This is a genomic window from Carboxylicivirga sp. (assembly GCF_982718395.1).
In genome coordinates this window covers 1-13,877 of sequence record NZ_CEXQWX010000155.1, presented here as the reverse complement: position 1 = coordinate 13,877, position 13,877 = coordinate 1, and the positions used below count along the sequence as shown (strand labels likewise).

The 13,877-nt window shown below is 35.3% G+C and carries 12 protein-coding genes; all 12 read right to left on the bottom strand.

Going from position 1 to position 13,877, the window contains the following annotated elements; all coding sequences use genetic code 11:
• Positions 1–52: 52 nt before the first annotated feature.
• Positions 53–1,537, bottom strand: coding sequence for an oligosaccharide flippase family protein (locus AC4MRQ_RS20745; RefSeq protein ID WP_491199634.1), 1,485 nt, complete (start codon positions 1,535–1,537; stop codon positions 53–55).
• Positions 1,538–1,540: 3 nt separating this feature from the next.
• Complete coding sequence (gene wecB / locus AC4MRQ_RS20740; protein WP_491199633.1) at positions 1,541–2,644, bottom strand: non-hydrolyzing UDP-N-acetylglucosamine 2-epimerase; 1,104 nt, start codon at positions 2,642–2,644, stop codon at positions 1,541–1,543.
• A 15-nt stretch (positions 2,645–2,659) separates the two neighbouring features.
• A complete protein-coding gene (locus AC4MRQ_RS20735; protein WP_491199632.1) occupies positions 2,660–3,625 on the bottom strand; it encodes a Gfo/Idh/MocA family oxidoreductase in 966 nt (321 codons plus the stop codon).
• Between the two features lie 346 nt (positions 3,626–3,971).
• Positions 3,972–4,916, bottom strand: a complete 945-nt coding sequence (locus AC4MRQ_RS20730; protein WP_491199631.1) for a hypothetical protein — start codon at positions 4,914–4,916, stop codon at positions 3,972–3,974.
• Complete coding sequence (locus AC4MRQ_RS20725; protein WP_491199630.1) at positions 4,916–6,100, bottom strand: MBOAT family O-acyltransferase; 1,185 nt, start codon at positions 6,098–6,100, stop codon at positions 4,916–4,918. The genes AC4MRQ_RS20730 and AC4MRQ_RS20725 overlap by 1 nt, the downstream gene beginning before the upstream one ends.
• A 326-nt stretch (positions 6,101–6,426) precedes the next feature.
• Positions 6,427–7,557 (bottom strand): DegT/DnrJ/EryC1/StrS family aminotransferase, encoded by a 1,131-nt coding sequence (locus AC4MRQ_RS20720; RefSeq protein ID WP_491199629.1) that lies wholly within the window; start codon positions 7,555–7,557, stop codon positions 6,427–6,429.
• Positions 7,558–7,645: 88 nt separating this feature from the next.
• Positions 7,646–8,218: a sugar transferase gene (locus tag AC4MRQ_RS20715; protein ID WP_491199628.1), complete on the bottom strand. Its 573-nt coding sequence runs from the start codon at positions 8,216–8,218 to the stop codon at positions 7,646–7,648.
• Positions 8,219–8,292: 74 nt separating this feature from the next.
• Complete coding sequence (locus AC4MRQ_RS20710; RefSeq protein ID WP_491199627.1) at positions 8,293–8,889, bottom strand: GNAT family N-acetyltransferase; 597 nt, start codon at positions 8,887–8,889, stop codon at positions 8,293–8,295.
• Positions 8,890–8,929: 40 nt separating this feature from the next.
• A complete protein-coding gene (locus AC4MRQ_RS20705) occupies positions 8,930–10,255 on the bottom strand; it encodes a polysaccharide deacetylase family protein (RefSeq protein ID WP_491199626.1) in 1,326 nt (441 codons plus the stop codon).
• Between the two features lie 250 nt (positions 10,256–10,505).
• Positions 10,506–11,480, bottom strand: a complete 975-nt coding sequence (locus AC4MRQ_RS20700) for a glucosamine inositolphosphorylceramide transferase family protein (RefSeq protein ID WP_491199625.1) — start codon at positions 11,478–11,480, stop codon at positions 10,506–10,508.
• Positions 11,481–11,635: 155 nt separating this feature from the next.
• The gene (locus AC4MRQ_RS20695) at positions 11,636–12,874 is read right to left on the bottom strand and encodes a hypothetical protein (protein ID WP_491199624.1); all 1,239 of its coding nucleotides are present in this window, start codon (positions 12,872–12,874) and stop codon (positions 11,636–11,638) included.
• A 704-nt stretch (positions 12,875–13,578) separates the two neighbouring features.
• Positions 13,579–13,877: hypothetical protein (locus tag AC4MRQ_RS20690; protein ID WP_491199623.1), on the bottom strand; the 299-nt coding region annotated here is incomplete at its 5' end.

Below are 13,877 nucleotides of genomic sequence, written 5' to 3'. Positions count from 1 at the left end.
TAAAGGGTACCATGAAGACAATACATAAACAATCATAACAAGCTCATCTGAATCATGGACTACCCTTTTTATTCAAAAGCACTTTAACTGATGATAAATAATCAATACCGAAAAACCGCGCACTTAACAAGATCAAGGCTCCATAAATCAAGGCACTAACTCCAATCCAATAAACAGAGCTAAACTCATAGGGCAGGCTCCACTTAATACCTTCAATAAGCAATACAACAAGAAGAGTATGAATAATAATGACGGAAAACATACGAACAGGAAACAATTCAGTGATGCTTACTTTAAAGCTTTTACTAATCTTCACTAAACCTAATATCAGAAGTAACAAAGAAATAACTACCGAAAAAACAGCTACAGGTATTGGCGATTTAAATGTAATCACAAGTATATAATTCACTGACCAGGCTAATACAGCACATAATACATGAATTAAAGAGTAATATTTTGTTTCTCCCAAACTAAATAAAAGCGGCGCAAATGCAATTATGTGAAAGAAATTTTTAAACATGCCAATCTTAAAAAATAAGGCCGAATTAAGGTATTTTTCTGAAAATAAAAGAACAACTATTGGCGTGGCATTGAAAATAAAAAATATCAACAGTGGAAAAAGAATGATAGCTGACTTAACTAAGGCATTTTTCCATAATGCTTTAATCCTGGAGAAGTCTTCTTTATCATTAACCATGCGTGAAAATTCAGGCATAAGTACTGTAGATGTTGCAGTTACAATCATTGTTACGAAAGGTAATTGAATAAAACCATTCGCAAACTCGGCAAAAACTTCAGCTCCAAAATACCTGCTGATATAAAACTGATCGGCTGAACTAATAGCAATTCCTGCAATGCTTGAGCCTACCAATGGCAAACTGTAAGCAAATATTGGTTTAAGTTTTAGTGAAGTTTCTTCTGATTTTATTTTCTTAAACGGAATCCCTTTAAAGATAATGGCCATAATCAATACAATGAATGACACAACTAACCATCCGTATATAGCATACAAATAGGATCCTTTCAGAATGATTACCGGCAAAACAATAAATGCCAGCATTAGGAATCGTGAAATGGTATTATAAATAGCAATGTAAATAGTCTTCTTGTAGGTGGAGAAGATACCTTCAATGCCAAGTGTAGGCAACAATAAAGTTGGTATTGGGGAAAAGTATTTAAGTCCTGTTTCCAACTCCGGATTTTTAAGCATGCTGGCTATTATTCCTGAACTAAAGTACAAAACCAATGAAAAAATCAAACCAAACAGGAAAAGTACTTTGGAAACCTTCCATACTATAGCCTTTCCTTGCTCAACGGGATAGCGGGGTAAGAAGAAACCAAATACCCTGGGTAAACCTGCAGTAAAAATAATCAACAGGGTATTGTAAACGTACAATATCTGTCTGTATGTTCCATATTCTGTTTTATCAAAATAACGGGACAGTATAGCTGCACTAACCAATGTAAGAGCAAATGAGCTAAAACCACCAAGACCAACCCAAAAAGCCTGGAAAGTATTACTCTTGTAGTGGGACATTAATTAAATATTTTCCAGGAGAGTTTCTAAAATAACCTGACCAGTTCGACCATCGCCATAGTATTCTTGGTAATTATCAGGATGAAAAAGATTAGTTACACTCTGAATAATAGTTTCCTTATCAGCTCCTGCCAATACATTCCAACCGCTTTCAACCGTTTCCACCCATTCCGTCTGATCCCTAAGCGTAACACAAGGTTTTTTAACAAAGTAAGCTTCTTTTTGAAGTCCCCCTGAATCAGTTATGATGCAGTTACATTTCATTTGAAGCGTCAAAATTTCAAAATACCCAACAGGCTTGGTTACCAAAACATTAGAAGCAAACCTTAACCCCATGTTATCAATAACTTTACTTGTTCTTGGATGAAGAGGTAAAACAACTTTGACCGGTAATTTATTTAATGCCTGGACAATAGCTGTTAAACGGGCTGGATCATCAGTATTTTCAGCTCTATGAATTGTTGCTAAAGCAAAATCGCTGGTTAATTGACCGTTACTTAATTCAGGTATTTTCTTTAGACGTGAAATACCATTATTCATTTCTTCCTCGATTACTTGGCGGTAGTACAAATGCGCATCAAGCATAATATCACCAACATTATAAACGCCCTTCGTTATACCTTCCTTATTTAGGTTATCAATGGCAGTTACAGTCGGGCATAAAAGCCATGTTGAAAGGTGATCAGTCAATATCCGATTCTGTTCCTCAGGCATTACTTTCCAAAAGCTTCTTAAACCTGCCTCAACGTGTGCTACAGGTATTTGCAATTTGGATGCGGCCAGCGCGCCAGCCAGGGTAGAGTTAGTATCTCCATAAACGACCACAACATCCGGCTTAAGCTTGATTAATTGCTGTTCAATCTCAATTAACATCTGGCCTGTCATCTGTCCATGAGAACCGCCTCCTATTGACAAATGAATATCCGGTTTAGGAATTTTCATCTCATCGAAAAACACATCTGACATATTACTATCATAATGCTGTCCGGTATGAATTAATGTTTCTTTAACCTTTGAAGCCCATTGTTTACTTCTTATCAGCCTGCTTAATACAGCTGCTTTAATAAATTGTGGGCGCGCTCCAATAATACTTACTATATGAGTCATAGTATTTGCTATAAATTATTCAACAGAAAAGGGATGAGAACAAAGTGGTAGTGCTGCTGCCGGATGGTACTCACCTTTTAATCCAATCGGTTTGATCCTTCTGATGTCATAAACCGACTGAATGGCTTTCTCAGTTTCTGAAATACGAAACCCCCGACCTTCTATAATTTCCTTATAACTATGTGTGTGTAAATCAGTGAATCCATCACTAAACTCAAAGCTCTCCCCATCAATCGAAATCGATCGATAAGTGCGTTTGCCCTCGTTTCGAACTTCTTCAGGAATTGTTTGATAATTAATGCTCAAAAACCATCGCACTCGCGCCTTTTTTAGTACCAAATATCCAGCTGCACGATCATGTTCGTGAATATGTACTATGTTCTCCTGTATATCGCCAAATATCCACGTAAGCATATCAAAAAAGTGAACACCAATATTTGTTGCTACACCTCCTGATTTGGTCATGTCACCCTTCCAGCTTGTATAATACCAATGGCCTCTTGAGGTAATATAAGTCAAATCCAAGTCATATATCTTATCCGGATCGCCTTGATCCACTCTTCTCTTTAATTCAATAACACTTGGATGAAGTCGCAACTGCAGAATATTATAGATAGACCTGCCGGTTTCTGCCTCCAGATCCTTCAGGGCTTCAATATTCCATGGGTTAAGTACAATTGGCTTTTCACATATTACATCGGCTCCAGTACGCAAACCAAACCGAATATGAGAATCATGCAAAAAATTAGGGGAGCAAACACTAACATAGTCTATGTCTACTCCCTTTCTTCTGAGCTTATCAACATGACGATCAAAGCGTTCAAATTCAGTGAAGAAGTCAGCTTCGGGAAAATAACTATCCATAATTCCCACTCCATCATAAGGATCAAATGCTGCGACCAATTGATTTCCTGTATCATTAATCGCTCGCATATGCCTGGGAGCAATATAACCGGCCGCTCCAATAAGTACAAAATTCATATTAATAGTAATTGTTAGGTTCTTATTAATTTTCTGAAAGTATTGATTTATACATCACTTCAATCATTTTATTGCCTACATATTTTTAAAATGAAACTCATCATAAAAGTTTGACATATTCTCTGTAATCATATTCCTACCTGAGCCGTTGCTTGCGGTTGTTCTCTGAGAGTCATCTAATTCTGAGAAATACATTAGAAATGACGTGCATTTTGCCGTAGATCTCTATGTTTCTTGTATTTTTTATATGCCCTATGGGGTATTAATGCCGGGCAAGTATAGTAATTATAAGTGTTAGGGCCTAATTATTGCTTGACTTGTCTAAATGCGGAACCCCTGTACATTCTTATCCTTCTGACTGAGTATTAATACTCTCTGCAAAGCTGACCTTATTCTTTAAGAAATTAATGATTTCAATGGTAAACATTTCTGCAGCATCCTTTACAAGATGTTCTTCATCAAAAAAACTACTTTTCTTTAGATAAGCCGGATTATTAATATCATACGTATAAAAGTCCACACCATCTCCACAAAGGAGTTTTATCCGATTTTCAAAATCAGGACTATGAGCTTTGAAGTTGGGCGGAAACACTACAATCAGCTGGCTTCCTGATGACTTAATAATATCAACCATCTCCTGAAATGCCACCACCTTATCTTCCACCTCTTTATCCAACGAATAAGAATCGTCTTCTACAAATTCAAATTGTAAATTTTTATCAGTCCAGCTTATTGGCATTGAACCACAACACATCATAGTGTCAAGAGGCGTATACTGTTTCTCACTTAAGTCAAAGTTTGATTTATTAAGTCTGTTCAACACCATAAACTCAGAAAAAAACACGCCCCTGTTTTCTATGGTTGCCAGCAACTTCCATATATAAGGGTATTTTACTAGTGGGTACAATCGATCTTTCCGAAAGGTAACTGTCCTCTTATTTTTAATGAGTTCCTGATTATCATCAACTACAAGGAAAATGTACTTTGGTGGATCATTAAATGCCATCAATGTTTCAATCAGAAATTTATGAAAACGAACGTCTGAACCTGGGTAGCTTATATTATAAGTTGAAAGTCCAAGGCTATCTTCAATTTGTTTCGCTATTATACCTCGACTTCCCCGTGAAGATCCTGCAATAAGAATATCTTTATTCATCTGGCCATTAATTAACAACTCAAGCCTTTTGTCGATCTCTTTCTCTGCCGATTGATCTGCAACCACCAAAAATAGTTTATCAAACAGGAAAAAGATAAATAAAAACAACAGTAATTTAATAAGATATTTCTTCATTAGAATTGAAAGTAAATAAAATCCTGAACTTCATTATTTAAAACAATAATCACTGAGACTAGAAAGAAATAGAACCCCCACCTAATCACCTGAGATTTTTTCTTTTTATCTAACATTAATACAGCAATCTTTTCGATTGTTTTGGGATAATCATTTTGCAAAAATTCAATTGTCATAAATATGGTAATAAAACTCAATGACATCAAAAGAACTGCCAGATGGTTCGAATGCATAGTAAATCCATGCCATTCTGATAATCCTGAAAAGTAAGTAAATGCCGTATTTAAGTCAGAAGAGTAGAAAAACACCAACGAGACCGAATAGAATAAATAGGTACTTACCCTTCCTGTCCAGGTTCGCACATAAGTCGGATATTTCTTAAATAGCCTGGCCCGCCACATCCTCGTATAGTATTCATAAATAATCGCAATTGCCTGAATGAAACCAAGTACCATAAAACTCCATCCGGCACCATGCCAGATACCGAAAAGAACCCACGTCACTAAAAGGGCATAAACAGGCGCATATTCTCCCCATTTCCTTCTTCTGAATAGGGTTTGCTTAAAAATATAATCGTTAAACCATGAGGATAGAGAAATATGAAATCGTTTCCAGAAATTGGTCATATTCAATGAAAAGAATGGCCTGTTAAAATTGGGAAGAAGATCAATTCCAAACAATTTGGCAACACCAATAGCAATATCAGTATATCCCGAAAAATCAAAATATAAATAAAGTGGTTGTAATAATAAAACTATCAACAGTTGAGAACCATCCGTACCAGATACATTCGAATATGCATCTGTAATAAACGGGGCTAGTTGATTCGCTATAGCTACTTTTTTAAAGCAACCAATTAAAGCGATCCGAAGCCCTGTTGTTATATTACTATCTTCAAACGCTTTGCTTTCCTTTATTAATTTAAGAAAATGGTTGGACCGCTCTATTGGTCCTGACAAAAACTTTGGAAAAAAGGTTATATACAAAAGAAAATCAACAAAGTTCTTTTCACACTTCTCCCACCCCATTTTTACATTAATCAGATAGCCGATTCCTTGTAATGTAAAATATGAGATCCCGATTGGAATGATTACTTTATACAGCGTAGAAGATAGTTCAAACTCACTTTTAAACAAACTGAAAAATGGATCAATGGCAAAAGAGGCATATTTTAGTAAGATCAACTGGAGAAGATTAAAAATGATGCCAACCCTGAATAAAAACTTAATATTTTTAACTTGCTTTAATTTTTTGCCAATTATATAATTAACAAAGGTATAGATAAGTACATAAGTCAAAAGAACAAAACTAAAGCTAGCAATAAAACCGCAACTTAAAAGAGCAAGAAATGCAATTCTATACCTTTCACTTAAAAGGTAGTAAATAAACATTGCACAAATTGTCAATAGAAAAAACTTGATCGTTATTATTTCCATCAGTTAAATATGAATATCAAAAATAAGGGCATACCCAGTTAGCATTTATCGCACTGGAAACATCATCAACACTATTAGCTTAAGCATGTATCAATTACATCAATAATCCTGTCCCGTTCCTTCTGGCTTAAGTTTGATCCGGAAGGAAGGCACAAGCCTACTGCAAATAAACTTTCCGAAACATTATTTAAATAGCTCTGATAATTTTTAAAAACTGGTTGAAGATGCATAGGTTTCCATAAAGGTCGGGATTCTATATTATTCTTCTCTAATGATTCTTGTATCTCAATTCGTGTTATTCCTGACTTCACAGGATCTATTAAGATCGTTGTTAACCATCTGTTGGAAAAAAAAGAACGATCTGGTTCTTTAAGAAAAACTATCCCATTATAGCTGGACAGTTTTTCACTAAAAAACTTATAATTATCCCTTCTTCTTTCTATTCTATCTGTAATTACTTCCATTTGTCCACGACCAACTCCAGCAAGAATATTACTCATACGATAATTATAGCCTATCTCACTATGCTGATAGTGGGGAGCCTTATCCCTTGCCTGTGTAGCCAAGAATCTGGCTTTGGAAACTAAACGCTCATCATTGGATAATAAAGCTCCACCTCCGGAAGTGGTTATAATTTTATTGCCATTAAAGGAGAGAATAGAAATTGTTCCGAACGAACCAATTGGCTTTTCTTGATACAAACTTCCCAGTGCTTCTGCTGCATCCTCAATAACCGGAATCCCATACTTATTGGCAACAAACATAATTTCATCCATCTTTGCAGGCATTCCGTATAAATGTACTACAATAATGGCTTTGGGTTTCTTTTTGCGCTTTTTTAAAGCTATTTCAAGTAGTTCCGGATCCATATTCCAGGTATCTCTCTCACTATCTATAAATACCGGTCTGGCTCCTTGGTAAATAATTGGATTGACTGATGCTGAGAATGTAAATGTTGATACAAATACTTCATCCCCACTCTTTACTCCAAGCATAATAAGCGCCAGATGAAGCGAAGCTGTTCCTGAACTTAAGGCTGCTGAATGATCAACTCCACAATATTTAGCAATTGTCTTCTCAAATTCATCTACATTTGGTCCCAATGGTGCAATCCAATTTTGATCGAAAGCCTCATTAATATACTTCTGTTCACTCCCAGACATATGTGGAGAACTCAAATATATTCTACTATTATTAGGTTTCATTATAAGGTGTATAAGTATATTAATTAATCTTAGAAAATATTTTTAATTGATCACCAATCATTACTCTTTACGCTACAATAGATATTAGTTATATCACTGTTTTTAAAATCAATAACATATCGGTAACAAAGCCTCTGTTTTTGTAATAATCAAGATTAATTCTGATTTTATCAGGCCATATTACTTCATTGTAATACCTGATTGGATCAGATTGTTCGGCTAAAAGCTCTTCTTCGTTTTTATACTTTAATGAAGCTGGTCCTGTAATTCCGGGTCGAAGCTCAAGAATCTTTCTCTCTTCACCTTCTAATGCATTCATATATTCCGGAACATCTGGCCGCGGACCAACAAGACTCATTTCACCAATAAATACATTCCATAGTTCTGGAAGTTCATCTATCTTATATTTTCTTAAAATAGCCCCGAGGGGTGTAATTCTGTTTTCCCCTTTAACAGATATTGAATTACCTCCATGCCCCAGCCTCATACTTCTAAACTTATAGATCATAAATGGTTTCCCATAGCGTCCTGTTCTTTCCTGCTTAAAAAACACAGGTCCTGGCATTTTTACTTTTATCAGAATAGCAACTATTATAAAAACAGGAAATAGTATAATCATCCCAAAAAAGGTCGCAAAAATATCGATAAATCGTTTACTCATTGCTTAAACAGTTCTAACTATCTTTTTTTAGATTCCTCTACCTGTGTTTAATACCATGATGGTATTAATTAAATTCAGCTCATATCTTGAAGAAACTCAACTAGCAAATAATCATTCCTAAGCTCCTTTCGAATTACCAGATTAGTATTATTCGAATGAGCCCGCATTACCAATTGGTTATGCCTGGATATTGTTGACAAACATCTAAAATTCATATCCCATGATATTTTGTACATTAATTGATTCATGACACGTCCAATACCCTTACCCCTATAGCTATGATCAATAATACGTCCAACAAAACACTTCCTGGTAAAAAAGAAACGTAAGAAAAAATATCCTACAAGATGCTCCTTATCGAAAACTCCCATCATAATCAACGAATCATTCTTAAATTGCTTCTTTAGCGATGTCAAATCAAAACCATGCGGATTAAAATATTTTAAATCTTCTTTGCTTTGCGTATTAATTAGAGAATGTAACGATTCTACATCTGAAGGTAATAGTCGTCTATATAAATAAGGCTCAATACCGGATCTGTCTTTTAGCTTGTCATCAATTTCATTTAAGTCCTTGCGATAAAACAGAATAACTAACTTAGCATTAACAAACTCAATTACCTTCCAAACCCATTTTATGTGATGCTTTATGTAGACTAAAACAGCTTCCATCAGTCGTTATATTTTAATTGCATAATCCGGTTAAAGGTATTTAGTGTCCGTTTTTAAGAACTTCAAATATTTCAGAATATAATTCTCGATACCCACTCCATGAGTCCAGATAAAATACATCATTATGAAACAAAAATGTTAAGGTTGAATTATACTTCTTACTAATAGAAATATAGTACCTTATTATTTCAATTGCCTTTTCATTTGAGTATTGTTTCTTTAATGTGCCATCCATTATAATTAATGGGCGCTCTTTCAAAGTTAATTGCTTACGCTCCAAAATATCAAACACGTAAAATTCATCCCCGGTTCCACATCTAAATCCTTCTTTTAAAGCATAGCCCAAAGTACTGTCTAACTCCATCCCATTTGCTTCCCAAATACGAAAAGTTTCAGGGTTTTTAAATCGCAAATAATGTTGTCTTCCTTCTTTGATTTCAGCAGCAACTCTATTCTTAAGTATATTTTTCTCCTCTTCAAACCGATCTGCATTATTATATGTTGAGTATCCCGGATGAAAACCTACAATATGTCCTCTTTTATGAATTCGGGTCAGTATTCTTGCAAAGCTTTTTGAATTTAAATAGTGTTTGGTATCATAATTAATAGTAGAGTTGGATGACATAAAATAAAAGTGAGATTTTTCTCCAATTTCATCACTCTTATCCATAATAAAATCAAACGTATCATATGGATTTAATCCACTCTTTAGGTATTTACCTAAATGCTGAAACGTCAACTTAAACTGTCTTCTCTTAAGAATATCACCAATAATTATCCTTAATGTTCCCGGAAATAAGCGGTCAATATCGTGAGTAAAAACAGGTTTAATCTCCTTATTTTTTCTTTCACCTTTGTATCCGCTTTTCAGAAGACAAGCCCAAAGGAATTCTACATATTCATTAACCACCGGACGGTGCAAGAAATCATTCTTATAGGCTATACTCTCCTTATAATCAAACCTGTTGTAAGGATCTAAACTACCATTCACATATTCTTCCCATCGGGTAATCATAAAAAATGAAGATGCAAATATATCTATATCACATTCTATTTTATTTGTGTTGATAATACACTTTTTCCCACCATAAATAACCGGTAAATCAGCTTCAATAAGCAATTCATTTTGTACCCTGGTAACCTTTTCCGGAATTGCCTTTTCACATAAATAAGATAATTCTTTCGGATAGAATGAAAAAAACTGATCTTCAATCACGACAACATTGTCATTGACAAATATCTTATAATCAACAGAATTATCATCAATATCTATACTATAGCGTAAGCCCAAAAATTCTGAAAGTAAAGTATGAATTATGTACTTCCTCTCAATTAAATTATTATTTGGTATAGACACTTTAAGCATAAAACAAAATGTTGAGTAAAAAATGAATTTCGGAATATGACCTCCAACTACAGCTTCGCCTCCTCAGTCCCATAAAGGTGAGTCGAATAGTTGCTCCAGAAAGGTGCTCCCTTCTGTACTCTAAATTAAGATTAATTAAAGCGTTTGCTTTCTAAAATTGACAAATGTCACTTATTTTTTGCCTAATGCTTGGCTAGAGCTGATTAAAAACTAATTGATCCAATATTCAGCCTAAAATCAGGGGTTATCACTACTTCTGACCATCCACAACTGCAACCCATTCTTTATTGATTTTCAACAAATCAATATGGTGCATTCCTTTAGCATTCCAACCTTCTCCTGACTTCTTTATGATAGGTAAATCATCAACGAGTCGTTCTTTATAAGTTGAATCACTTAATTCATGAACCTGTATTCCATAAACCTGCATCCCATAATATGGATAGCAGTCCTGGGCAAAACGATAGATCTGCCCATCATCCAACAATACGCGGCCTGCATTTTGGGAATGATGCTTATTATCAGTCATAACCGGGCTCTTAGGGTGTTGATTCCAACCATATTCAAGGTTGTCAGATGAGTACAAGTATAAATTGTCTTCTCGATGAAGATTCACATACATCCACCACTTATTATTGTATCGAAAGATGGTTGGGTTGGTAAAATTATCTCCTTCCAGCAAATTACCGAGGTACTCCCATTCATTAGGAAAACTGATAGCCTTATACAAACGAATTGACTGATCTTCCATACTTTCCGGAACCATATAGTATTGATTTTCCCATTTAAAAACCAGCGGATAGGATATGTGAAAGGATTCGTTTATAATTACTTTCTGATATTTCCAGTTTATCAAATCATCGCTCTTTGCGTAAGCAATATCTCCCTGTGAATTAATCCTGTTTAAAACTTCAAAGAACATGTAGTAACTGCCACTTTCCTCAATAAAGAATGGATCTGCAACAAACACTGCATTAATATCGCTGACATCTCTTGCTGTCAGAACAGGTCCATCAGGGTCAATTGAGGGCTTCAGGTGAAAGGGTGTCTTGCCTTTATAAATTCCAATAGACCATGGTTCGTGATCTGGATTGGTGTAGGTATGATACAAATGACGAAGTGAATGATAAGGAAAAAACTTATAATGGATCGCCAGTGAAATGTAGATCAGCCCAATGGCAAGTATGAGAATAATTAATTTGATTGTATTTGGGATTGCTCTCATTTTATATCAGTTTTCACGACAGAAAATTAGAATTTCAAACTTATTATTTTACTCATAAAATAAGGCGAAGCAGCTTAATACTGCTTCACCTTTATGGTATCATCAATAGGTAATCTATTATTAGTAAGATTCTTCTATTTTATTATCGTACTCCATTAATCATCATCGTCGTCATCATCATCATCGTCCTTATCATCCTTATCATCGTCGTCATACTTGTATCTATAATACTTGTGTTTATCGAACTTTCGTTTTTTAAACTTACGCTTATGGTCGTGACAATCCCGATAATCGTAACAATCATCGAACAACGAACCATCTCCAGTCCACTTACCACCAACAAAGTACTCATTAACCATACTAATGATGCTGTGCAACTCACCCAGGCTATAACTTGAACTACCACCTCCAAGTACAACATTGGCTTCATCCAGAACATCCTGAACTGTCATACCATCAAAACCTGTTCCGTCCATAAAAACAAGATCACCTAAATTTTTTCTTGTCTTTGAGAAATTCTCATCATAAGCATCAAAGCCTACGTTTAAGGTTAATGCTACAACATGACCAGCAAAAACGTTTCTTAATCGACGCGTCGGATCAACATAATCTCTTCTCAAAGCTTGAGGTCTTCCTCCTGATGGAAGAAAATGTTTAACTGCTTCTGCAGAAGTAAGAGAAAGGGTATTATCTCCTCCAACCACTAAACCGTCTGGGAAAGCATCCGCAAAATTAACATCACGGTAAGCACCTGGATTATTACCTCTGGCAGGTGCGCCCCAGCCACCCGGAGTTTGTGTGCGGTAAGGTAAACACTCACATTCTTTCAAGCAATATTCAACGTAAACATTACTATATGTATAGTTCCTGCGATTATCGGTAGTTACCCACCAGTAGTCATTACGCGTATCACTTTGAACCCACACTTTAATATTAAATACTAAACACTCAGTATCCCATTGGTCACATACCTTAAATACAACTTTGTCTGATTGATCAACGTGGAACCATTTTTGGTAAGGGAAATTATCATAGTCATAATTAATATCTGGAGAACCTACAGGCCATGCATTGAAAGACAAGCGCTTGACTAAAAACCCTTCTGAAGCGTTAACGGTTACATATATACAGTCTTCGTCATTACTGACTGTTACCATAGCTGACTCAAAGAAAGGCCAGGTCATACCTTCTTCGCATACCTCAAAACTAACATCGTTCATTGCATATGCCCAATCGGGATCAGTCATTGTTGTCCAATCGTCAACGTGTCCGCTCTTAAGCAAGGCTTGATTATCCATTAACTTCTCTTCAACAACATCAACATCTTGTTGACAAGAAGTCACAAACAGTGTTGCCACCAACACAAATAGTAAATACTTGATCTTTCCTTTCATAACACTACAAGTTTTTTTGATATCACAATTGGCAGGCAAATTCCACAAAAGGGTTACAAAAGTCAAGGTGTTTATGACGAAAGCATGATATTCAATTATCAATAAACATAAATAGAAGATAAAAGTGTTACATACGACTCCTCAAACCATAATAACCTGATAACGTCTTTGTACAAATTAATAGAACATAACATTCCCTTAACGTTCCACTCTTTCCTGATTGCTTTATGATGGGTAATTCATCAACTAGTCGTTCTTTATAAGTTGAATTGTTTAATTCATAAATCTGCATACCGCAGTATGGATAACAGCCCTGGACAGCACAAAGCTCTGTTTATCAACCGACAACACACAACCTGCATTTTGCGATCAGGATGGGTGTACGTATGATGTAAATGACAAAGTGAATGATAGGGAAAAAACTTATAGTGGATCGCCAGTGAAATGCAAATCAGCTCAATGGCAAGTGTAAAAATAACTAATTTGATAGTATTTGGGATATCGCTTATTTCATGAGAGAATATTAGAATTTCAAACTTTTTATTGTCATTCATTTTTGCCAATCAATATATCTTAATGCATTTAAAATTATTACTTTACTTATAAAATAAGGTGAAGCAATTTAATACTGCTTCACCTTTTGGGTATCATCAATAGATAATCTATTATTAGCTAAGACTCTTCTATTTTATTATCGTATTCCATTAATCATCATCGTCGTCGTCATCGTCATCATCATCGTCATCGTCATCATCATCGTCGTCGTCATCATCGTCGTCATCGTCGTCACCATCATCATCGCCGTCATCACCGTCATCATCACCGTCATCACCGTCATCATCACCGTCATCATCGCCGTCATCATCATCGTCATCATCATTATGCCTACAATCTTTCCAACAATAATCCAGGTAAACATTGCTATAGGTATAGTTCCTTCTATTATCTGTAGTTACCCACCAGTAGTCATTACGCGTATCACTTTGAACCCACACTTTAATAT